This is a genomic window from Sulfitobacter sp. NFXS29 (assembly GCF_040148765.1).
In the GTDB taxonomy this organism is placed as follows: domain Bacteria; phylum Pseudomonadota; class Alphaproteobacteria; order Rhodobacterales; family Rhodobacteraceae; genus Sulfitobacter.
Map to the genome: position 1 here is coordinate 267,364 of NZ_JAGDED010000004.1, position 23,546 is coordinate 290,909.

17 protein-coding genes are annotated in these 23,546 nt (G+C 61.2%); 4 read left to right on the forward strand and 13 right to left on the reverse strand.

The genetic code is table 11. The features are described 5' to 3' along the window. The first annotated feature begins 37 nt into the window (after positions 1-37). Entirely contained in the window at positions 38-5,257 is a 5,220-nt protein-coding gene (locus J3456_RS09440; RefSeq protein WP_349579967.1) for a GEVED domain-containing protein, read from the forward strand. A gap of 135 nt (positions 5,258-5,392) precedes the next feature. Here the strand turns inward: J3456_RS09440 and egtB are convergent, their stop codons facing one another. Further along, positions 5,393-6,655, reverse strand: a complete 1,263-nt coding sequence (egtB, locus tag J3456_RS09445; RefSeq protein ID WP_349579968.1) for an ergothioneine biosynthesis protein EgtB — start codon at positions 6,653-6,655, stop codon at positions 5,393-5,395. Positions 6,656-6,877: 222 nt separating this feature from the next. Between egtB and purU the strand changes: the two genes are divergently transcribed. After that, positions 6,878-7,762, forward strand: a complete 885-nt coding sequence (gene purU / locus J3456_RS09450) for a formyltetrahydrofolate deformylase (RefSeq protein ID WP_349579970.1) — start codon at positions 6,878-6,880, stop codon at positions 7,760-7,762. A gap of 266 nt (positions 7,763-8,028) precedes the next feature. On the opposite strand, the gene J3456_RS09455 is transcribed toward purU, so the two are convergent. The 9 genes from J3456_RS09455 to J3456_RS09495 form a co-directional block, all read right to left on the reverse strand. Next, positions 8,029-9,531 carry a chlorohydrolase family protein gene (locus tag J3456_RS09455; protein ID WP_349579971.1) on the reverse strand — a complete coding sequence of 501 codons (1,503 nt, stop codon included), beginning with the start codon at positions 9,529-9,531 and terminating at the stop codon, positions 8,029-8,031. After that, complete coding sequence (locus J3456_RS09460; protein ID WP_349579973.1) at positions 9,516-10,721, reverse strand: amidohydrolase family protein; 1,206 nt, start codon at positions 10,719-10,721, stop codon at positions 9,516-9,518. The genes J3456_RS09455 and J3456_RS09460 overlap by 16 nt, the downstream gene beginning before the upstream one ends. A 12-nt stretch (positions 10,722-10,733) precedes the next feature. Next, complete coding sequence (locus J3456_RS09465) at positions 10,734-11,474, reverse strand: aspartate/glutamate racemase family protein (protein ID WP_349579975.1); 741 nt, start codon at positions 11,472-11,474, stop codon at positions 10,734-10,736. After that, a complete protein-coding gene (locus J3456_RS09470) occupies positions 11,471-12,106 on the reverse strand; it encodes a flavin reductase family protein (protein WP_349579977.1) in 636 nt (211 codons plus the stop codon). Before J3456_RS09470 ends, J3456_RS09465 begins: the two co-directional genes overlap by 4 nt. Positions 12,107-12,110: 4 nt before the next feature. Beyond that, positions 12,111-13,148 carry an ABC transporter ATP-binding protein gene (locus tag J3456_RS09475; protein ID WP_349579980.1) on the reverse strand — a complete coding sequence of 346 codons (1,038 nt, stop codon included), beginning with the start codon at positions 13,146-13,148 and terminating at the stop codon, positions 12,111-12,113. Next, entirely contained in the window at positions 13,145-14,110 is a 966-nt protein-coding gene (locus tag J3456_RS09480) for an ABC transporter ATP-binding protein (RefSeq protein WP_349579982.1), read from the reverse strand. The genes J3456_RS09475 and J3456_RS09480 overlap by 4 nt, the downstream gene beginning before the upstream one ends. A 9-nt stretch (positions 14,111-14,119) precedes the next feature. Further along, the gene (locus J3456_RS09485) at positions 14,120-15,043 is read right to left on the reverse strand and encodes an ABC transporter permease (protein WP_349579984.1); all 924 of its coding nucleotides are present in this window, start codon (positions 15,041-15,043) and stop codon (positions 14,120-14,122) included. A gap of 10 nt (positions 15,044-15,053) precedes the next feature. Beyond that, complete coding sequence (locus J3456_RS09490; protein WP_093928663.1) at positions 15,054-16,040, reverse strand: ABC transporter permease; 987 nt, start codon at positions 16,038-16,040, stop codon at positions 15,054-15,056. A gap of 61 nt (positions 16,041-16,101) precedes the next feature. Next, positions 16,102-17,673 carry an ABC transporter substrate-binding protein gene (locus tag J3456_RS09495; RefSeq protein WP_349579986.1) on the reverse strand — a complete coding sequence of 524 codons (1,572 nt, stop codon included), beginning with the start codon at positions 17,671-17,673 and terminating at the stop codon, positions 16,102-16,104. A 168-nt stretch (positions 17,674-17,841) separates the two neighbouring features. Here J3456_RS09495 and J3456_RS09500 point away from each other — a divergent pair, with 168 nt between their 5' ends. Both J3456_RS09500 and J3456_RS09505 read left to right on the forward strand, forming a co-directional pair. Continuing rightward, the gene (locus tag J3456_RS09500) at positions 17,842-18,567 is read left to right on the forward strand and encodes a GntR family transcriptional regulator (protein WP_349579988.1); all 726 of its coding nucleotides are present in this window, start codon (positions 17,842-17,844) and stop codon (positions 18,565-18,567) included. 2 nt (positions 18,568-18,569) lie between these two features. After that, positions 18,570-19,952: an amidohydrolase family protein gene (locus tag J3456_RS09505; protein ID WP_349579990.1), complete on the forward strand. Its 1,383-nt coding sequence runs from the start codon at positions 18,570-18,572 to the stop codon at positions 19,950-19,952. A gap of 532 nt (positions 19,953-20,484) precedes the next feature. Here the strand turns inward: J3456_RS09505 and J3456_RS09510 are convergent. The 3 genes from J3456_RS09510 to J3456_RS09520 are packed head-to-tail and all read right to left on the reverse strand — an operon-like array spanning position 20,485 to position 23,493. Next, entirely contained in the window at positions 20,485-21,489 is a 1,005-nt protein-coding gene (locus J3456_RS09510; protein ID WP_349579992.1) for an ABC transporter substrate-binding protein, read from the reverse strand. Next, positions 21,468-22,832, reverse strand: a complete 1,365-nt coding sequence (locus J3456_RS09515) for a sensor histidine kinase (RefSeq protein ID WP_349579994.1) — start codon at positions 22,830-22,832, stop codon at positions 21,468-21,470. The genes J3456_RS09510 and J3456_RS09515 overlap by 22 nt, the downstream gene beginning before the upstream one ends. After that, positions 22,825-23,493 (reverse strand): response regulator transcription factor, encoded by a 669-nt coding sequence (locus J3456_RS09520; protein ID WP_349579997.1) that lies wholly within the window; start codon positions 23,491-23,493, stop codon positions 22,825-22,827. The genes J3456_RS09515 and J3456_RS09520 overlap by 8 nt, the downstream gene beginning before the upstream one ends. Positions 23,494-23,546 lie beyond the last annotated feature (53 nt).

A 23,546-nucleotide genomic window follows, 5' to 3' on the forward strand; every position in this document is an offset into this window, starting at 1 on the left:
GTTGCCAGGCTGCTTCAGAAAATTTGTGAGCAAAGATATGCATTTTTATTTTCGTTTTCTCGGCTTGATCGTGGCGCATGGATTGCGCTTTCTCTCCGCTTGGGCCGGGCGGGGGCCGGGGCTGCGGTTGATCTGGACAGCGCTCTGGTCCCTGCTTCCCTTCGCTTTGCTAACCAAGGTCGCCGTGGCGCAACAGTTGATCCTAAATCCTGTCGCCGCCCCCATCGTGGTCGGGGCTGGCATTGGTGAGCGGGCTTTGTGGCGCAACGCGGGCACGGTTGGCGGGGTCTCGGTCGATATCGTCGGCGAAATGATCTTTGCGGGGCGGGATCATGTTTTTACCACTGGCAATGGGCAGATCCAGATCACCTCTACCGGACAAGACCCACATTTCATGGACTTTTTCCTCTATGAGGCGGGCACCTATAACATCTCGACCAACACCGGCGGCGTGCCGGTGGTGGCGGATGTCTTCTTCCAGATCAATGACATCGACGGGCCGCTGAACGAACAGGTCTATGTGAATATCTGCGACGGGACGGTCGAATATGTCCGGGTTGACCGCAGTGCGACCACCTATCGCGGCTATATCGAAGGGCCGGATGCGAACCTCGGGACAGAGGTGTTCTATCTCGCCGGGGACCGCAGCTATAGCAACCAGCCGGTATCGGGGTTGGAAATCTTCTATCCGCAAACCTCGACCTTTCGCTTTGGCCGGACCGCCAACAACGGCTTTCTCGTCCTGCTTTCTAATCCCACCTATGACGAAGCGCAGACCTATGACCTGAAATGTGGTGACTTCAAAGCACCAGTTTTGCAGGACGACCTGAAAGAGCAGGTGCTGAGCGAGCCGGTGGTGGTCAACATCCTGTTCAATGACAGCGTCGCGACAGAAAATAACAATGCGCCCGCCAATAATTCCGGGCAGCCCAGTGAATATTCCAAACAGGCCATCGATCTGATCCCCCCCGCCGGTGCGCAGAATATCGTGACCGATTCCGACGGCCATCGGGTGGGTTTCGATGTCTTGGGAGAAGGCACCTGGAGCTACGACGATCTGACCGGAGCGTTGACCTTTACCCCCTTCGTGGCCTTTTTTGCAGCGCCGACGCCGATCAGCTACCGCTATCAATCGCCCATCATCCTGCCCAATGAGCCGCGGGCCTATTCGGCCCCGGCCCGGGTCTCGATCGATGTGGGTTCTGTCGGTCTGCTGAAACTTGCGCAATTGGTCGATACCAACCTGAACGGCTATGCCGACCCGGGAGAGACGATTGCCTATGTCTTTACGGCCGAGAACTTTGGCAATGTCGATCTGACCAATGTGCAGCTTGCCGAAACGCAGTTCAGCGGCAAGGGCGTACCGCCCGTGATCACCTTTCAGGCCGCGACGTCGCTGTCGCCCGAAGGCACGCTCTTGGTTGGCGAAAAGGCCGTCTATACGGCGACCTACACATTGGTGCCCGAAGATTTGGACACCACGATCAGCAACCAAGCGGAGGTCACCGCCGAGACGCCGGGCGGGACGGTTGTCTCGGACCTGTCGGATTCCGAAAATCCCGGCGACGGGGATGGCGTGGCATCCAACGGGCCGGGCGAGGGGCGCGATGACCCCACGACGATCTACGCAGGCTCCGGCCCCGACCGGGGCGATGCGCCCGTCACCTATGGCGATCCGCAGCACGCAGATACCGCGCAATACTGGATCGGCGCGCTCAACGGTGATGGCGACGGGTCGGCACAGCATTCCGTCGATGGAACGGGCGATGACCTCGACGGCAAGGATGATGAGGACGAAGAGAGCTTTCCCCAGCTCTACGGCGATCTGACCCGCACCGTAACCGTGGTGGTGAACGAGCCGACGCCTGGCACCGGCTATTTACAAGCCTTTGTCGATTTCGGCGGCGATGGCCTCTTTCTTGGCGATCAGGTCGCGACCGATATCCAAGATGGCGGGGCGCAGGATCTCGATGGGCTGGTGAATGGTGAAATTTCATTCCCCGTCAGCGTGCCGGTCACAGCGGTGCTGACCCCGACTTTCGCCCGGCTGCGCTGGTCCTCGACGCCTGGGCTGAACGCGATCACCCCCGCCCCCGATGGGGAAGTCGAAGACTATGGCATCACCATCAGAACACCGCCCGACGCCGACCGCGGCGATGCCCCTGCCAGCTATGGCGATCCGCAGCATATCATCGAAGGCCCCGGCGCGCCGGAGGTCTATCTGGGCAGCACACCGCCCGATATCGATCTTTTGGCGCAAAACTCCATCGGGGCCACGGGCGATGATACCGATGGATCGGATGACGAAGACGGGGTGACATTGCCGCAGTTCTATCGCGGCGGGTTGGCCGAGATCACAGTGACGGTCAACGATCTGGCCGGAGCGCCGGGGTCGTCTTATCTCCAAGCCTTCATCGATTTTGATGGCGACGGCACCTTTAACCAAGCCGGAGAGCAGGTGGCGCTGAACCTGCAAGACGGCGGTCTGCTGGACAAGGATGGCCTGACCAATGGGACAATCTTTTTCGAGGTGGCGGTGCCCGCAGGGGCGACCACATTGCCCACCTACGCCCGCTTTCGCTGGTCGACGGACAGCACCGGCCTGGCCACTGTTTTCGAAGGGGAGGTGGAAGACTACACACTGACCATCTCCAGCGATCCACCGCCGCTGGTCTGCGATGCCTCGCTCTATGCCATAGTCGACAGCCCTTCTACGCTGGTGCGTATGACGTTCCGCGATAGCGGCGGCAGCTACGCCACGACGGTTGAGGCTTCTGGCAGCACCGGGCAGAACCGTGATGGCGCTTGGGGCTACAATGCGTTGGATGGATATATCTACGGCGTGGAACAAAACACCCGCAGGCTCTACCGGATTGATGGGGCTGGCGACATCACGGATTTCGGCAACATCCCCGGCGCGGGCGATGCGCTGAACGCCGGGGATATTCTGCCCAACGGGCGGCTGATCTACGAGGTCGGCCCAAATACATGGCAGATCGTTGATCTGACCAATCCTGCCGCACCGATTGTATTGGGGGACATCGCACTCACCATCAGCGTCAATCCAGAAGACCTTGCCTTTAACCCCGTTGATGGCATCATGTATGGGATCGACAGGAACTCGGGCTTTTTGTTCCGCGCGGCGGTCAACAACGGCACACCGGGCAGCGTGACACCGCAGGCGATTGGCCCCGCCGTCTATGCGGGCGTGTTCGATGCGCTGTGGTTTGACCGCGATGGCAGGCTCTATGGCTATTCCAACACCACCAACAACCTTTTCGTGATTTCGACGGCGACGGGTGTGCCGCAGCTGGTTTCCGGCATTCCCTTTGATGAAGGCGGGCGCAGCGATGGTATCTCCTGCCGGGGGCCTGCACCGATCCCGCTGGGGGGCATCTCTGGCAATATCTACGAGGATGCGGACGGGTCGGACGTGAAGGACAACGGGGAGACCAATTTCGGGGCGGGCGTGGGCATCTCGGTCTTTGCCGACAATGGCACCCCGGCCAATACCGCCGATGATACCTTTCTCATCACGACGGACACATTAGCCGATGGCACCTATGCGGTGGGCGACCTGATGGTGAACACGACCTACCGCGTCGCGCTGGATGAGGCGGACCCTGATCTGCCCTCGGGGCTGACCATCGGCACCTCCAACCCGCTGAATGGCGTCCCGGTTTCCGGCAATAGCGTGACCAGTGACCAAGACTTCGGGTTCGATCCGGCGGGGAGTGACCTTGAACTCAGCAAAATCGCCGCCGCGACCGGGACAACGACGCCGATCACAAATGTCTCGGAAGGGGACACGATCGATTGGATCATCACGATCACCAATGTCAGCGGCGGCTCGCCCTCGGGCGTCAAAGTGATTGACCAGATTCCAAGCGGCTTTGCCTATGTCTCGGACGATGCGCCCGCGACCGGGGATACCTATGACCCCGATACCGGGTTGTGGTTCGTGGATGAACTGCTCAGCGGGGAGAGCGAGACCCTGACGATCACCACAACGGTGCTGGGCAGCGGTGATTTCACCAACCAGGCCGAGATTATCTATAGCTCGCTGCCCGATCCCGACAGCGATCCCAATACGGGGCCGTTGACCGATGACCTGTTCGACCAGCTGCCCGATGACGACGAAGCGTCCTACTCCGTGAACCTTGTGACAGGTGAGCGGATCCTGACGGGCCGCGTCTTCATCGATAATGGAGCGGGCGGCGGCACCGCGCATGACGCGCTGCGCAATGGCAGCGAAGAAGGGGCGTCTTCGGCGGTGCTTGAGATCCTCGACAGTGGCGGCGCGGTGCTGGCCACCCCCGGCCTGGCGACGGATGGCACGTGGAGCTATGGGCTCTCCGGCGCCTATAGCGGTCCGATCACGATCCGTGCGATCCCGGCCAATAACTACCGCGCGATCTCCGAAGCCGCGGCAGGTCTGCCCGACCTGGTGAACGCCAACCCCCATGACGGTGAATTTACCTTCACCCCTGAGGCTTTCGGCAATCGCATGGGACTGGATATCGGCCTGTTGCAACTGCCCAGCCTGACCAACGACCAAACCACGACAGTCGCTCAGGGGCAGGTCGCGACCCTGCCGCATATCTATACCGCAACCTCCGAAGGGCAGGTGACCTTCTCCTACGCCGGTGCCACCTCGACCCCGACCGGCGCGTTCAGCGCGGCACTTTTCCAAGACATCGGCTGTGACGACAGTGTCGATGGGCCGATCACCGGCCCCATCGCGGTCACGACGGGGCAAACCGTCTGTATCGTCTCGCGGGTTTCTGCCGGGTCCGGCGCTGGGCAGGGCAGTACCTATGTCTATCAAGTGCTGGCGACCACGGCCTTCGCGCGCACCACGGTGACCAGTTCGGCCAGTAACACCGACGAAATCTCAGTCGGGGGGCAATCGACCCAGATCGAGCTGCGCAAAACGGTGGAGAATGAGACCCAAGGCACCGGTGAAGGGACCATCAACCTCGGCGGTGTGAATGATATCCTGCTTTACCGAATATACCTGCGCAACAATGCCACCACGCAGGCATCGAACGTCAAGATTTACGACATGACCCCACCCTATACGGAGCTGTCGGAACCCATCGTCGATCCGCAACAGGTCTCACCCAACCTCAGTTGTGATCTGGTTCGGCCAGCAAGCAACCTAGCTGGCTATGCCGGAGCGATCGAATGGAACTGCACCGGGCAGATGTTGCCGGGTGAGACCGGGGCGGTACAGTTCAGGGTTGGCATTCAATAGGCCGGCGGCCGAGCAGGCCGGGGGGCCAGCGGTAAGGCGCATGTCGGGGCGCCACGATGCCCCGGGGTTTCGGCCTTTCCTCGCCCGGCCTTTTCCGCCCGGTCTTTCCCGCCGGGGCCTTACCCCGCTCAGGCCTTAACCCGCGTCGCGCGCCAACCGCAGACCCATCATCTGCCAGCGTTGATGCGGATAGAAAAACGTTCGGTAGCTTGGACGCAACTGTTTCTTTGGCGTGGCGCAAGATCCGCCGCGCAACACGCGCTGGTTGACCATGAACTTGCCATTGTATTCGCCCAAAGCACCCTCAGGCGGGCGGAAACCGGGGTAGGGTGCAAAATCAGAGGCGGTCCACTCCCAGACATCGCCCCAAATGCCCTTGCCGGGCAGGGGGCGTAGGGCACCGATCGCATCGGCATCGCCCATCAGGTTGCCGTTGATCGGCACATCGCGAAAGGCAACTTCATGCTCGGCTTCGGTGGGCAAACGGCCCCCGGCCCAACGGGCAAAGGCTTCGGCCTCATAATAGCTGACGTGGACCACCGGCGCATCAAGCGCGACAGGCTGCGGCCCGCGCAGGGAAAAGGTCCACCATGTGCCATCCTGCTGCCACCAGTAGAGCGGATGCGCCCATGCTTCGCGCTGCGCCACGGCATGGCCTTCCATCAGCCACAGCCGCGCATCGCTGTACCCGCCGTCCTCCATGAAAGCGATCCATTCGCGGTTGGTCACCGGACGGTCGGCAATCTCAAAGGGGTCGAGCCAAACCCTGTGGCGCGGCCCTTCGCAATCATAGGCAAAGCCGCCCCCCTCATGGCCAATCTCAACAAGACCGCCCCTGTGGCGGCTGAAGCTAAGCGGCATTTCGTCGGAAACCGCCAGCGGCTCGGGGTCTTTGTAGGTGGGCAGCAAAGGGTTAAAACTCAGCCCGTGGAGCAGGTCGGTGATCAACAGCTCTTGATGCTGCATCTCATGGTGGCAGCCCAGTTCAACCAGTTGAGCGATCTCATCGGCATCGTCGCGGCTGACGTTCATCAGATCGTTCAGGCCGTTCTCCACATGATCGCGATAGGCCCGCACCGCAGCGCCATCAGGGCGCGAAACCAATCCGCGTTTGTCACGCGCATGACGCGGTCCGGCCTGCACATAATAGGAGTTGAACAGCACCGCGAAACGGTCATCGGGCGAACGATAGTCAGCGACCCGGGGTTTGATGATGAACTCCTCAAAGAACCACGTCGTATGGGCCAGATGCCATTTCACCGGAGAGGCATCCTCCATGCTTTGCAACATCATGTCTTCGGGGCAAAGCGGCGCTGCCAAAGCCTGCGTCCGGCTGCGGGTGGTGGTGAAAAGGCTCAGGGCCTCATCAGGGGACATCGGCTGGGGCTTGGCGTTCATTTCGGGCGCTCCTTTGGTGGTCCGCAGACAGGGGCCACTATGGGCAAATTTAAGGCCGCCGCGTAGATTTCAAGCGATAACAGATGCTCACCATTTGGTATGGGCCGCTGCGGCGGCGCCGTGAGCCCGCTATCGCTTGCCTTCCCGCGTGGCGCCTGCAATCCATTGCGTCAGCAAAACAGTCCCCCTGCCGTCACGTACAACCGCCCAAAGGACCACCCCATGACCCAGTTCTGCCTGACCGTGACCTGCCCCTCGAAACGGGGGATCGTCGCCGCCATCGCCAATTACATCGCCGAAACCGGGTGCAATATCACCGACAGCGCGCAGTTCGACGACACGGAGAACTGCCAGTTTTTCATGCGCATCAGCGCAGAGTCGGAAACCGGGGCCACGCTCGAGAGCCTGCGCGACGGGTTTGATGCGGTCGCCGAACCCTTTGGCATGACCTATGATTTCCACGACCAAGACACCACGATGAAGGTCGTGGTCATGGTCTCTCGCTTCGGCCATTGTCTGAACGATCTGCTCTACCGGGTCCGGATCGGGGCCCTCCCGATTGAGATCGTCGCCGTGATTTCGAACCACATGGACTACCAAAAGGTGGTGGCGAACCATGACATTCCGTTTCACTGCATCAAGGTGACCAAAGACAACAAGCCGCAGGCAGAGGCGCGGATCATGGAGGTGGTAGAGGATACCGGCGCGGAACTGGTCGTGCTGGCGCGCTACATGCAGATCCTCTCGGATGCCATGTGTCAAAAAATGTCGGGCCGGATCATCAATATCCACCATTCGTTTCTGCCGTCTTTCAAGGGGGCGAACCCCTATAAACAGGCCTACGAGCGGGGCGTGAAATTGATCGGTGCCACGTCGCATTACGTTACCGCCGATTTGGACGAAGGGCCGATTATCGAACAGGACACCGTGCGGGTCACCCATGCGCAAAGCGCCTCTGACTATGTGTCGCTGGGCCGTGACGTTGAGGCGAGCGTCCTCGCGCGGGCGATCCACGCCCATGCCCATCAACGGGTCTTTCTGAACGGGAATAAAACCGTGGTCTTTCCGGCATCGCCGGGCAGCTACAGTTCCAAGCTGATGGGGTAAGCGCCATGGCCCCGCGTTCGCCGAAACTGGTGTCATCGCGGGGCCCTGGAGGGCTGAGCAGGGCCCACAGGCATCCGTAAACCGCGGGCGGCAGGTATCGGATCAGCGTAAGGATGAGAACGCTCTTGCAAGCAGTGAGCCAACTTCGATCACGCACGGGTGCGCGGTTACGAAGGGTTGTGCTTCTCGAATAGCACTTGGGTCAAAACGAGGCGCTCACATCTTGGCATAGTGGCTCCCAAATTCACCAATGACCTTTCAGTCCCTCAACCACCGCGCCTGACTGCAGGCGCATGACCACGCAGAGGATAACTTGTAGGAAAAATCTTTTTTACCGGTGGGTGAAACAATGTCCTGTCAGGATACTGCGCAACCATTCGATTGAACTGGGTCTGGGCCTGTTGGTGGAATGCAACCTCATCCACGCCCGGAATTGCGCCATCGCGCATAACAAAACGCCCGGCTATCATCACGTCAGACACGTCGCGCCCCGACCCGTTAAGCAGGATGGTCTGAATGGGGTCGATGCTCTGACCGATGTCGGGGCTGTCCAGCCGGATGACGTTCAGGTCCGCCGCACAGCCAGGGGCCAGCCGTCCCAGATCCGGGCGGTTCAGCGCCGCAGCCCCTCCCAGAGTGGCGGCATCGTAGAAATCGGCAGCGCGAACACAGGTCGGGTCGCCCTCCGCGATGCGGGCGGTCATCACGCCGAGCGCCATGTTCTGGATCATGTCGGCAGGATACGTATCGGTGCCCATGCCGACGGGGACGCCGAGGTCGCGGAACCGCGCGAAGGACTGCATGATCTTGCCGCCGCGCGCCATCACCAGCGGGCAATGGGCAAGCGCCGCGCCGGAACTCGTCAGAATTTCAAAGTCCGGCGCGTCATAGGTGATCCCGTTGATGCCCGATAGGAACAGCCCGTGCGGCAGGATCGTCGCGGGGGCAAAGAAGGCCGTGTCGCGCAACAATTCCAGCGGGCTCCTGCCATGCTGCTGAAGCACCAGATCGTATTCCAGCCGCGATTGGCAGCAATGCAAGCGGATCGGCACGTTGTGATCGCGGGCAGCGGCACCGCTGCGACGCAGGAGCTCGGGCGTGCAGGTCTCAATCCGGTCGGGGGCCAGCATCGTGCGGACCAGCCCGCTGTGGGTGTTCTCATGGCGGGTGATGAAAGCTTCTGCATCTGCAAGCCCCTGAAACCCGCGCGCCTCGTCATAATGAAAACCGATTTGCCGCTCGGCGTTCACCACTAGATTGCCACTGCGGTAAGCCGGTCCGAGGTAGACGCGCAGACCGAGGTCCGCCGCCGCCTCTGCAGCGGCGTCAAACTCCTCCTCCGTCTCCCCCCAAGCGCGGTAGAAAAGCGAAGAAATGGGCAGGGCTGTGGTGATCCCGTTGCGTATCAGCCGGGTGAAGGCATAGCGTTTCTGGAAGGCCAATTCGTCGGGGCTGTACATCTCGCGCGGCCCGGCCTGCATGTAGCTTTCAGGCCAAACCCGGCCCTTCAACTCGGGCGGATGGTTATCATAACCCAACACTGTGGTGTCGAGGTCGGCCAGCGCATCTAGGTCGATGAACCCCGGCCCGATCAGCGCCTCTCCGAAGTCTATCGTTTCGGCCACATCGCCGTTGAAATCATGACCGACGTGCAGCACCTTTTCCCCCTCAATGACGACTGTACCGTTGCGGTAGAGGCAGTGCTGGCCGTCTGCATGGCCGACGACCCAAGCGGCGGTCAGGGCGGTGCGTTTTATGCTGCGTGCCATGCTGCCTCCGTCACGCCATCACGTGCCACGATCTGTCCGCCCGAAACGACCAATCGGCGCGGAGGGCGCAGGGTGATCGCCTCGGACAGCGCTTCGACATCCGCCAGCACAAGATCGGCACGGCTGCCTTCGGTGAGACCATAGTCCTTAAGCCCCATCACCCGCGCCCCGTCGGCGGTGCAGGTATCGAGCGCCCAAGCCACCTCAACATCGGCGCGGAAATTGTTGCGCAGGCCGACGAGCATCGCGCGTTCCAACATGCAGGCGTTGCCGTAAGGCGTCCACGTATCGCGGATGCCGTCATTGCCCGCGCAGATCGCGATGTCGCGCTCACGGCAGGCCGCGACCGAAGGCACCGGGCGTGAGGCGGGCGCGGTGGTGGCCAGCGACACGTCCAACGCGGCGATCCGGTCGAGCAATGCGGACACCCGCGCCTGATCGTTCATGCCAAGGCAGAAGGCATGGCTGACCGTCACCTTACCCTGCATCGCCAGCGCCTCGGTCCGGTCGAGGATCATCTCAAGGCTAAATGCGCCCATTTCCCCCGGCTCGTGGAGGTGAATGTCGATCTGCTTGCCGTGTTTCTCAGCCAACCCAAAGACCGCATCAAGCTGACCCTTGGGGTCACGGTCGATGCCGCAGGGGTCCAATCCGCCGACAATTTCGGCCCCGTCGCGTAGCGCTTGATCCATCAGCTCCACAGTACCGGGCCGGATCATCATGCCCGATTGGGGAAAGGCGACGATCTCGATCTGCATGACGTCTGCGTAGCGTTCCCGCGTCGCGGCAACCCCCTCAAACAGGCTCAGCCCGTGGTCGGTGTCGATATCCACATGGCTGCGGATCGCTGTCGTACCTTTGGACAGCGCCAGTGCCACCTGCCGCGACGATTGGCGCTCCGCGTCCATATCCAACTCGTGGCGCAGATGGCGCTCGGTGTCGATCATCTGCTGTAGGCTTTTGCCCTGCTGATGCGGATGCCATGGCATGCCCCAAAGCGTCTTGTCGAGATGCGCGTGGGCATCAATGAGGCCGGGCAGGGCGAGCGCGTCGCCGCAGTCTTCGACGGTGACATCGCCAGTTGGCGTGACCTCCGGAGCGATCCGGGCGATGCGCCCATCTTCGATCAATACGTCGGTTTTCGCGGCACCCAGCAGGCGCAGGTTTTTCAGCAGCAGTGGCTTGGTCATGGCTCGTCCAGTCTATCGTGTCAGGGGGGCGACGCGCGGCTGCGCTTCGGCGGCTTGCTTCACGCGGGGCAGGGCGTAGGCACCTGCCTTGCTGGTCAACAGTCCTGTGGCGGCCAAGCCCGCGGCCATGCGGATCGCGAAGCCCACGCCATCGATCACCGGCACGCCAGCGTCGCGGCCCAGTTGCTCAAGATGCGCGCTCATGCCCGCGCAGCCCAGGACCACGGCCTCGGCGCGGTCTTCTTCGACCGACTGGCGGATCTTGCGGGCGATCAGCGGTAGTGTTTGCACGGGCGCAAATTCAAGGTCCAACACCGGGATATCGGCGGCATGAACTGCGCAGAGCGCCCGGCCACAGCCATAACGATCTCCTAGGTCTTCGATGATCGGCACGGCGCGGGGCAGGGTTGTGACCACGGAAAAGCGCTTGGCGATCCTTCCGGCCGCGATCAGCGCGGCTTCACACAGGCCGATCACTGGCCCCATCGCCACAGCGCGCGCGGCGTCAAGGCCGGGATCGTCGAAACAGGCAATCACATGGGCGACGGCACCCTGTGCTTCGGCGGCGACAATTGCGTCGAGCATTGCGGGCACGGCGCGGGCCTCGTCGGCATAGCCTTCAATGCTGGGCGGCGTGCCGCGTGCGGTGGCGGCCATGATCTCGATCCCCGGCCCGGCATGGGCGCGGGCGGTGCGGGCGATGGCTTCGGTCATCCCCACGGTCGAGTTTGGATTGATAAGGTGGATTTTCATGAAGCGGCTTTCCGTGTCACGCCAGCGGGAGGCTGGGCTGGGGCCTTCAGCTCAAACTGTCGGTCAGAGGTGATGTAATTGTCGGCATGCAGCCGTGCGATCGGCTGGTAGTTCTCAGGGCGCACGTAGCGGCGTGCATCATCAAGGCAGTTGTCGCGGATATGCATCTGCACGACCCGGCCCAGAATGATTTCGCGCCGCTCGTACCGAATGGTCTCGGCCACCACGCATTCCATCGCGCAGGGGCTTTCCGCAATCCAACCACCTTCGATCTGGCTGGCAGGCGTCATGGTCAGCCCCGCGGTGGCGATTTCGTCCACGTCGGGCTCATAGCTGATGCCGCAGGTAATCATCGCTTGCGCCAGCGCCATGTCGACCATGTTGACGCAAAAGCTCTGCCGGGCGTTGATGTTGTTCACCGTGTCCTTGACCGTGCCATCTGGCCGGGTCTGGATGCCTAGGATCACGATGGGCGGCTCTTGCGAGAAGACGTTGAAAAAGCTCATGGGGGCCGCATTGGCCACCCCGTCGGGGCAAAGCGTCGTGACCAGCGCGATCGGGCGTGGGGCGACGAAGCTGGACAGCAGGCGGTAGCGGTCGCGCTCGGGCAGGGTGGTGAAGTCAAATTCCATCCCGTTATTCCGCCGCCAGCCGCAGCCATGCTGGCAGCCGCCCTTCGTCCGCCGCGTGGCAGGCCGATTTTTGACCGCCCGCGCGCAGGTTCAACGCCGGTGCCACGCTGCGGCAGGTGTCATTCGCCAGCGGGCAGCGTGGGTGGAACGAACAGCCGGGCGGGGGCGAGATCGGGTTTGGCACTTCGCCCGCTACCGGGGTCCGTTCGGTGCCGCCGACGGTGAGCTTGGGCACGGTTTCCATCAGCAGACGCGTGTAAGGGTGCTGCGGGTTCTCGAAGATTTGCTCCTTGGGTCCGACCTCGACGATCTTGCCCAGATACATCACAGCCAGCACATCGGCCATGTACCAGACCACCGCCAGATCATGGCTGATGAAGATGTAGCTCATGTTGAACTCATCCTGCAGGTCTTTCATCAGGTTGAGGATTTGGCTCTGCACGCTCACGTCCAGCGCCGAGGTGGGCTCGTCACAGATCAGCAGTTCGGGCCGTGTCGTGAGGGCACGGGCAATCGACAGGCGCTGGCGTTGGCCGCCCGAAAACTCATGCGGAAACTTCTTGGCGTCGGCAGGGTTCAGGCCCACTTGGCTGAGCAGTTTTTCCACCTCACGGGTGACCTCGGCGCGGGTCTTGCAGATGCCGAAGTTTTTCAGCGGCTCGCCAATGATGTCACGCACCCGCCAGCGCGGGTTGAGCGAGGCATAGGGGTCTTGAAAGATCATTTGCATCCGGCGGCGCAGTTCGGGGGGATTGCCGGGGGGCATATGAGTGATGTCTGTCCCCTCAAAGCGGATCGCGCCTGCGCTTGGGGTGTGCAGCCCCATCAGCAGCCGTGCCACGGTGGACTTGCCGCAGCCGGACTCGCCCACTACGGCAAAGGTCTTGCCACGCGTCACTTCAAAGCTGATGTCGTTCACCGCCGTCAGGATGCGGCGCGGGCGGCGTTCCAGCACCCGATTGAGGAACGGTTCGGACACGTCGAAGCGTTTGGAGATATTCTGGACGCTGAGAATGTCGTCGGGGGCGATTTCGGGGGTCATGCTGTCTCTCCATAAAGGTGGCAGGCGACTTGGCCGGTGCCCGCATCCTGGGGGACGGGGCGCAAGCTGTGGCAGTGTTCCATCGCACGCGGGCAGCGGGGGGCAAAGGCGCAACCGGGGGCGGGGTTGCGCAGACCGGGCATCGCGCCTTCGATCTGGGTGAGGCGGCGGTCGCGGTTGCCGATCTGCGGGATCGAGGCTATGAGGCCGCGCGTATAGGGGTGCAGCGGCTCTTCGATCACCTGCTTCACATCGCCGATCTCGACCAGCCGCCCGGCATACATCACCGCCACGCGGTCCGCGGTTTCGGCGATCACGCCCATGTCGTGGGTGACCAATACCACTGCCGTGCCGTTCTCGCGGCACAGCCGTTTGAGCAGGGCGAGGATCTGCGCCTGCACGCTCACATCAAGGGCCGTGGTCGGCTCATCCGCGATGATCAGCTTCGGCTCGGCACAGAGTGCCAGCGCGATCACCACCCGTTGCCGCATCCCGCCAGAGAATTGGTGCGGATATTGGTCGAGCCGCGCCTCGGGGGCCGGGATGCCGACTTCGGCCAGCCAATCGATGGCGCGCTGGCGGGCGGTCTTTTGGTCAAACCCCAGATGCACGCGCATCGTGTCGATCAACTGCTCGCCCACGGTATAAACCGGATTGAGGCTGGTCAGCGGGTCTTGGAAGATCGCGCCGATCTCCTTGCCCCGGATGCGGCGCATCTTTTCGGGGGGCAGATTGTCGATCCGCTCCCCACGCAGGCGCACCTCGCCAGAGCGGATCAGACCAGGTGGTTCGATCAGCCCGGTGATCGCAGCGCCCGTGATCGACTTGCCTGCGCCGGATTCACCGACCAGTCCGAGGATTTCGCCCTCGTCGAGATCAAGGCTTAGCCCCTTGACGGCTTCCAGCGGGCCGCGGCGGGTGGGGAATTCGACAACGATATTGTCCAGTTCAAGAAGTGACATTGGTGTACCTCAGCGCAGTTTGGGGTTGAGCGCATCGCGCAGCCAGTCGCCCAGCAGGTTCACTGCCAGCACGAGGATCGCCAGTGCTGCGGCAGGGAAGACGACGACCCACCAGATGCCAGAGAACAGGAATTCGTTGCCGATCTGGATCAGCGTGCCGAGCGAGGGTTGGGTGGGCGGCATGCCGACACCAAGAAAGCTAAGTGTCGCTTCGGTCAGCACCGCCATGCCAAGGTTGATGGTGGCGATCACCAGCACCGGGCCGAGCACGTTGGGCAAAATATGCTTCATCATGATCGCAATTTTACCGGTGCCAAGCGTGCGTGCCGCTTCGATATATTCCTTGCGCCGTTCCACCATGGTCGAGCCGCGTACGGTGCGGGCGTATTGCACCCAGTTGGTCAGGCCGATGGACAAGATCAGCACGATCAGCGCCGACTCGGCCTGCGCTGAACTGGGGAGCGCTCCGCGCAGCACGCCGTTGATCAGAAGCGCCACGAGGATCGGCGGGAAGCTGAGTAGCACGTCGGCGATGCGCATCAGCACCGCGTCGACGATCCCGCCGAGGAAGCCGCCGAGCAGTCCGAGGGTCACCCCCATCACTGCGGCGAGGATCACACTGGCGAAACCCACCAGCAGCGAAATCCGCATCCCGTGCATGATCGAGGAGAGCACATCGCGGGCCTGTGTGTCGGTCCCGAGCAGATAGGCGGTACTGCCGCCTTCTACCCAAGCAGGGGGCAATTCGCTGTCGAAAAGGTCCAACTCTGCGATGTTGAACGGGTCTTGTGGTGCGAGGCTCGGGGCGAAGATCGCGGTGAGGAACATCGCCAGCAGCACCAGAGCCGAGATGACAGCCACCCGCGATTTGCGGAAACTGTAGGTGATATCGCTGTCCCAGAAGGCGTACAGCATGGGCATGAAGTTTGACATATTCTGCTCCTCAGACGCCGCGCGCGGGCGTTCTCTCGGCCCGCAGGCGCGGGTCGGCGACGTTGTACAAAAGGTCGACCAGCGTGTTGATGACGACGAAGATGAAGGACACCAGGACCAGGTAGGCGGCCATGACGGGGACATCGGTGAAGTTCACCGCCTGGATGAACAGGAACCCCATGCCAGGCCATTGAAAGACCGTCTCGGTGATGATGGCAAAGGCGATCAGGCCGCCCAGTTGCAGACCAAAAATGGTCATCACCGGGATCAGCGTGTTCTTCAGCGCGTATTTGAAATGGAGCATCCGGTTGGGGATGCCGCGCGCCTTGGCGAATTTGATGTAATCGGCCCGCAGCACCTCCAGCATCTCGGCGCGCACCAGCCGCATGATCAGCGTCATCTGGAACAATGCCAGCATGATCGCGGGCAGGATCAGCGCTTTGAGACCCGAGGTGGTGAGGAACCCCGTCGTCCACCAGCCCAGATCAACGACAGTGCCGCGACCGAAGCTGGGCAGCCAGCCGAGGGTGACGGAGAAAACGAGGATCAGGAGGATGCCGGTCACGAAAGTTGGCACGGAAATCCCCAAGAGAGAGACCACCTGCAACCCCTGGCTCAGCCAGCCGCGCGGGTTGAGCGCGGTATAGATGCCCAAGGGGATGCCAAGCGCCAGCGCGAGGCTTGCAGCGACCAGCACCAGTTCGGCGGTGGCGGGGAAGCGTTCGGCCAGAAGGTCCGAGACGGGGCGGTTGTTGCGGTAGGATTGGCCAAAGTCGCCCTGAGCGGCATCGACGATGAAACGTCCGTATTGCACCAGAACGGGATCGTTTAGGCCCATCTTCTCGCGCATCTCAGCGCGGTCTTGGACGGTGGCATCTTCGGGCAGAAGGTTGGAAATCGGGTCGCCCAGAAAGCGAAACATCAGAAAGGCGATCGAGGCGACGACGAGCATCACCAGCGCGGCCTGAATGATACGGCGGATAAGAAAGGCAAACATGCTGGCCTCCGGCTGGCAAGGGAAGGGTGGCGGGCGTGGGGAGGTCGCCCGCCGGGGGAGGTTACTCGATCCGTGCGAGCCAGAGGCGCGGCTTGTCATCCGCGGTCTGGGGGATCTTCACGGCGTCACGGGCGGCCCAAGACAGGGGCTGAGCGTGCAGCGGCAACCAAGCCACTTCCTCATCCGCGATGCGGAAGGCTTCGACCATCATTTCAAGACGTTTCTCGGCGTCGAGTTCGGTGGCCACCGCTTGGGTCAAACGGTCAACCTCGGCATTGGAGTAGCCACCGGGATTCCATGTGCCCATCTGTCCACCGGGCGTGTGCAGCATGGCCGAGAGGACCGAGTAGCCGTCGAGCATCGGCAGGGTCGCCCAGCCGAGCATGAACATATCCGTCTCATTGGCGCGAGCGCGCTCGAAGTGGATCGATTTGGTTTCCGCCGTCAGGTCCGCCTTCACACCAACCCGCGCGAACATCGCGGCCAGCGCCTGACAGATCGCGGCGTCGTTGACGTAGCGGTCATTGGGGCAGTTCATGTTCAGGCTAAAACCCTCGGGGTAGCCCGCATCGGCCAGCATCTGCTTGGCTTTTTCAGGGTCGTAGGCGGGGATCGCATCGACACCTTCGTCAAAGCCCGGCACCTGCGGGGCGACCAGCCCACCAAGGTTGCGAGACTTGCCGCGCATGATCTTGTCGCGCAGCAGGTCATAGCTGATCGCATGAACCAGCGCTTGACGCACTTCGGTCTTTTGCAGCGGATTGCCGTCTTGGTTGGGGTTGTTGGATTTGTCGGACATGTTGATGCCCATCATGATCGCCCGCAGTCCCGGCGCTTCGAGCACATGCATACCGTCGGTGGACTCAATCCGCTTGGCGTCCTGCAGCGGCGAGGGGAAGATCATGTCGAGTTCGCCCGAGAGCATCGCCGCCACACGGGTCGCGTCGGAGTTGATCGGGTTCAGCTCGATGCGGGTCAGGTTGTGCTGTGGCTCGTCCCACCAGTCGTTGTTGACGGTCAGGACGGTCTGCGCGTCGGGGGTGCGGGACTCGAACCGGAAGGGGCCGGTGCCATTGGCGTTCGACGTGGTGTAGCCCTCTTCGCCCTTTTGCGCGTCGATCGGGTCAAGCGCGTTATGCTCTTCGAGCCAGCCGCTGTCGAAGATCAGCACGTTTGTGAGAAAGTTGTTCAGAAGCGGGTTTGGCCCGTCGAGCATCAGGTCAACGGTCATTTCATCGACCATCTTGGCATCGACCAGCCCGGCGATATTGCCGCGAATGGGCGAATCTTCATGTGCCGCGCGCTTTACCGATGCCACCACATCCTCGGCCGAGAAGTCCTGACCGTCGTGGAACTTGATCCCTTCGCGCAGCGTGTAGCGCACGGTGGTCTCGTCGATCTGCTCCCAGCTTGTCGCCAAGGCCGGCTCGATCTTGAGGTCCGCGTCATAGCGCACCAACGCCTCATAGACGTGGTTGAGGAACGAGACGGTAAAGCTGTCCGTCATCGAATGCGGGTCCAGACCGTAAAGGTCGCCATTGGTGCCCAGCCGGAACGTTTCGGCCTGAGCGCCGCCAGCACAGGCCAGCGCCAGTGCGGAGGTTGCAGTGAATAAGAGGTTGCGCGGTGTCATCGTAGTCTCCCTGTTTCTGTCGCCAAGCGGGCTCGAGCGGCCTGCAGTTCAGCAACTGAAGAAAGGCTGGCACAAATCATTTTTTCTGTCTACAATTATTGTTAACAATTTTTGCAAACATTAAATGCTTGCACTTCTGATGTCGTTTCGGCGACTGTTGAACAAGATATGAGCAGAAAAATTATGGGTGGGGATAAGCAGTTGCCGGAAACCAAACTCACGGAAAAGCAGATCTATGAACGGATCTGGAAATCGATCGCAGAACGCCGTTTGCCGCCTGGCACCCGCCTTAAAGAGGAGCGGCTGTGTGAAATCTTTGGCGCGAGTCGTCCGCGAATCCGCCGGGCGCTGGACCAGCTGACCCACGATGGCTTGGTGTGTCACATCCCTAATCGGGGGGCCTTTGTCACGACGCCTTCGGTGGATGAGGCGCGCGATGTCTTCTTCACGCGGCGTGTAGTTGAAAGGGGCGTTATCGACGCGCTTAAGAAACATGGCGCGCAAGATAAGTTGGCGGCGCTCGAGACCCATATCGCCGAGGAACGCGAAGCTTTGGCCGAGGGGGACACCGCCCGGATCATCCGCCTTTCTGGCGCCTTTCACATGCTGCTGGCCGAACTCGCGGCCTCGCCTTTGCTTGCAGATATCCTGCGCGACCTTGTATCAAAGAGCACCTTGGTCACGGCGGTTTTCCAACCGAAATGCGACACGCAATGTGGCCCGGATGAACATGCCGCCATCGTCGCCGCACTGGCTGCGGGGGACTTTGATACTGCTAAAACTGCGATGGATGAACATCTGCAGGAAGCGGAAAGAACATTGAAATTGGAAGCGTCAAGTGAAGGCAACGTCTTGCAGGACGATGTCCTCGGGACGGCCTTGAGCGAGGGATAAGAATGACTGTCCATGCGATTACCAACACCACAGCAATTACAATGGACTCCGACCGAAGGGTGATTGAAAACGCGACGATCCTTTTTGAGAATGATCGCATCACTGCCGTTGGTCCGGCAGATGAGATTGCCGTGCCTGCGGGGGCAGAACGGATTGAGGGTGCGGATATGATCACCCTGCCGGGGTTGATCGACAGCCATGCTCACGCAGGCCACGGTCTGACACGCAACCTTGGCGGGGGCGATGGTGATGCGTGGTTTAAGGCCTGCGAAGACATCTATACGCGCGGGTCAACGCCGGGATTTTGGCAAGCCGAGGCGCGGCTTTCCGGGCTTGAGCGGCTCAAGGCGGGGATCACCACTTGCACCATGCTGCTCGGCGGCGGCGCCGACCATTACCGCACCGATACGACAGAGGCAGGCGATCTGCATTGCGCCGCCACGCGAGAGATCGGCATCCGCACGATGCTGGCAGTCGGGCTGAACAGGCGGCCTTTCCCCAAGACTTATCGCAGCCTTGATCTCAACCGCGACATCAGCCTGACTTTTGAGGACCAGCTTGCAGTCTGCGGACAGTTGGCCGAGGCGCATGGCGATCTTTTGGGGGAGGGGACAGGCATCTGTTTGATCATGCCGGTCTATTCCCCCAATGAAGTTGACCAGTATCCGGATGAAATTCGCCAAATGTGCCGTGTGGCGATGGACCTGCGCGAAAAGCACGGGTTGCTGTTTACCCAAGACGGCCACCGCGAAGGCTCCATCGCACTGGCCGAAGAACTCGGCATCCTCGGCCCTTGGGCCTACCTCTCCCATTCTGTCGATCTTACCCCCGAAGACATGGCCGCCGCGCAACGCAGCGGCGCGACGATCGTGCATAACCCCTCGGCTATTATGTCCGTCCTTGGCCGCTGTCCCGCGCCCGAACTGCGCGACATGGGCGTCAACGTGGCTTTGGGGTCAGATGCGGCGGCTCCGGATCGGGGCTATGATATGTTCCGCCACATGGCCCAATGTTTGCATTACCACCGTCGTCACTTCCGAGATCCCGAAGTCATGATGCCGCTCGACGTTTTAGAGATGTGTACGATCCACGCGGCGAAAGCGATTGGGTTGGAGGATGATCTGGGGTCACTGGAACCGGGCAAAAAGGCGGATATCGTTTTGCTTGATCGCCGAAAGCCGCATCTCTACCCGCCAATGATGCCGCTGACGACCGTGGCGCAATTTGCCAACGCGGCAGACGTAGATACCGTGATCGTCAACGGAGATATCCGCATGCGGCACCGTAAGATCGATCTGGACGAAGATGCGATCCTCAACGCCGCGGCGCGGGAATTACAGGAGGCAGTCGCGCGCTGTAGCCTGACGGACATGTTGATTGAGTAGGCTGGGCGCACCCAAGAACTGGTCAGCGCCTGCAGATTTCGGGCAAACGGGAACGTAACGCATGGGCCACGGGCGAGGCGTTGGCGGGGAAGGAGTTGTTCGACGCGAAGGAGAATTTTGATGGCAACAGCACTGACGTCATCTTCCGCGCTGCGATCGCCGAGATCGGTATCGCCCGTCTGCCATGCTATATGACGGACCGAAAAAATCGCTTCGGGGGAATTGATCCACGTCCTGCCGGGGTATTCGCTCTCGAATTCCGGATATTGTTGTCAATGTTTGCGAATACCCGCAATCTCGCGCGATAGACCCTCGCCTTTATCGATCTCATCGTCGTGCATTTCGGGGAAAAGCACAGTGCCTTAGTTGAAACCGTATCACCACGCCCGGCTGAGCGTCAGATTTTTTGCGCCAGTCGGGTAAATTGTGCCGCCGAAAAACACGCCACTTTGGCCGCGGTCGCGGGGCACATAAAAGGATGGTCTCTGTCCAAAAAAGCAACAACGGAAGGGCTCTGATAAAGAACGGCACGCTATTTCTGTATCAGCGCGTTCTCCCATTCGGCGAGGAAGCGGGTTCGTTTTAACCTATCCAGATAGGTCATCAGTGCGGGCTCCAAGGCTATGGTGCCACGGATGGCCCCTTTTTCGCCGCCTTGGAGTTGCGGTAGGGCAGGCGCTTCTTCGGTTTCGGTCGATTGATAAGCCACCAGATGCGCAAGGAAGCGCCGCGCCGTCTGTGGGTTTTTTGTCCGACGCGAGACCAAGGCCGTGCGCATCATCGTGGTCGGAAAATCCGATGGCATGACAATCTCGATATGGTCGTGATCCGCGGCCCGCGCCGCAGCGTAGCTGCCCAGCACGTTATAGGCCACGACAATCCGACCTGTCGTCAGGTCGTTAATCATCTCACCCGAACAGCAATAAAGCCGCGCATCCAGGCCGCCCATGACCTCCATCAACCGCCAAAAGGTCTCGGAAGCGCGCGAATCTTGGGTGGCAAAAAGATAGCCTAATCCCGACTGGCGCACATCATAGGTGCCGACCCGATCGCGGAACGCCTCGGGCCGGGCACGCAGCGCTTCGATCAGGGCCTGACGCGAACGGGGGATCGGCTGGCCGTTGAACGCCGCGCGGTTCAGCACGATGACGGCCGGCTCCGAGGTGAAGCCAAACAGGCTTTGGCGCCACTGTGCCCAGCCGGGATGCGCGATGTCATCCAGCTGCAGGGCATATCCGTCGTTGGTCAGTTTAAGCTGCAAATCCATTGCGCTTGAGATCGTGATGTCAAAGCTTTGCGGCGCGTCGCGGAAGCGCTGGTTGAGATCCGTGGTTCCAGTCACCAGATATTCGACCGATACATCCGGCTCTGCCGCGACAAAAGCGTCGATGAGCGGGGCAAAAAAGGCCGTGTCGGTGCTGGAAATGATGCGCAGGGACATGCGCGCTCCGGGGTTGAAGACACGCCGGTCCTCCCAGTTCTGCGCGGCCGCAGACTGCACCAGTAGGGTGAGGATCAGAACGATAAGGTAACGCATGCGCCGCCCTCTGGATGGTTGTGCAAGGTAAGATCTCCGCCATGGGCTGTAGCGACGTCCAATGCGATGGTCAGTCCAAGGCCCGAGCCGATGGTCTTTGCCGCGTTGCGGCCACGCTTAAACCGGCTGGTCAGGGTTTCGATCTCGTCGGCATGGAAGCCCGGTCCGTGGTCGCGGATCCTTACCTGGGGGCGCGGGGCAGCGATGATGGCGATCTCAATGACGCTTTCTGCGGGGCCGTATTTGATCGCATTGTCGATCAGGTTGCGCAGGGCGTTCTGGATCAAGATCTGGTCTCCGGTCATCGGCACCAATTGGTCGCCTTTAACATGCAGCCTGAGGTCGCGCATGTCGGCAATCGGCGCCAACCGCTCGGTCAACTCGCGGACAAGGACCGCAAGGTCGAGGTCGTCGCGCTCCAGATGGTCGGCTCGGAAGGTAATCATCGCATGGTCCAGCAACTGTCCTGCCGCGCGCGAGCTTTCGTCGATTGCCTTGATCATGGCGCGCACGGCCTCGCGGTTCTCTTCCTTTTCGACGCGTTGCAATGTCGCTTCGGCACGAGAACGGACTGTGGCGAGCGGCGTGCGGACGCGGTGCGCGGCTTCGGCAATAAAATCCTCGGATTGGCTAAGGGTCTGGTCAAGGCGCCCCATCAGAGAATTAAGTGACGTCACCAAAGGGGCCATTTCCTGTGGCACGGCACTTTGGAAAGGCCGCAGGTCCTGCGGGCCCCGCCGGGTGACGGAGGCCGTCAGTCTGGACAGCGGCGCAATGGTCGCTTTGGTGGCTCCAAGCGACAAGAGAGCGGCCAGAAGGAAGAACCCGCCGCCAAAGAGGGCCGCATCGCGCGAAATTCGGTCGAGCGTCTCGGAAAGGGCATCTTGGGTTTGGGCCAGCAGCAACTGAAGGTCCCTGCGCCCCTCGGCGCCGATGATGGTTCGGCTGGCCTCGATGATCCGCACCGGAGAGTCTTGTAGATGACCCGCGCGGAAATTTGGTCCAAGATCGTCCCCCGCTTCCGCCAGTGTTAGCTCCGCGTAGCCCGACATGAACTGACCGTCTTGAAAGACCGCATAGAACAGCCGGTCATCGGCGGGGGTACTGAGCATCGAAAAGGCGGCATAGGGAATATCAACCTGTACGCTCCCATCCCGGATCGCGGCCGAATCGAGGATCGAGGTGGCCGACGCCAACAAGATATTGTCCTGTCCCTCCTGCGCCACCCGGATGGCATGGCTGCGCACCGCCAGCACCAGCAAGAGCGCCAGCAATGCCGCCCCACCAAGGAGGGTGAGCACCAGCCGATTTCGCAGCGATCCTGAGACCCGGGCGCTATTCATTTTGGTCCAGCCGATAGCCAAGACCGCGCATCGTGGTGATGGTGAGATCCGAGTGTTCGAGATGTTTGCGCAGCCGCCCGATATAGACTTCGATGGCGTTTTCCGAGACATCGTTTTCGTAAGAAAACAGCCGGTCGGCCAGCTTTTGCTTGGAAAAAATCTGCCCCCGCGCATTCAGGAAAAGCTCCAGAAGGCGCAATTCGCGGTTGCGCAGGATGACCGGCGTGCCGCGCACCGACAGCGACCCTGCGACAGGATCAAACACGATGCCGCCAAGCTCGATCCGGGTTTTTGAACTGCCTGATCTGCGGCGCATCACTGCCCGGCAGCGGGCTTCAAGTTCGGCGTGGTCAAAGGGTTTGGTCAGGTAGTCATCCGCGCCCAGATCGAGCGAGCCGACACGATCCGAGACCTGACTGCGGGCGGTCAGAACGATGACCGGCGTGTCCAGACCACGGGCGCGCTGCTGCTTGAGAAAGTCGCGTCCGTCCCCGTCTGGTAACATGATGTCAAGCAGAATGAGATCATACTCCCCGGTCGCGACAAAGTCCGAGGCATCGTCGAGTTTCGACGCGTGATCGATGACATGACCATCTAAGCGCAGGCGCGAAGCCACCGCTTGAGCAAGATCGGGATTGTCCTCAACCAGCAAGAATTTCATGCAGCCTCGCCCATTTTTTATGCCGTGACAGGTTTGTGTCAGCTTCACGTGTT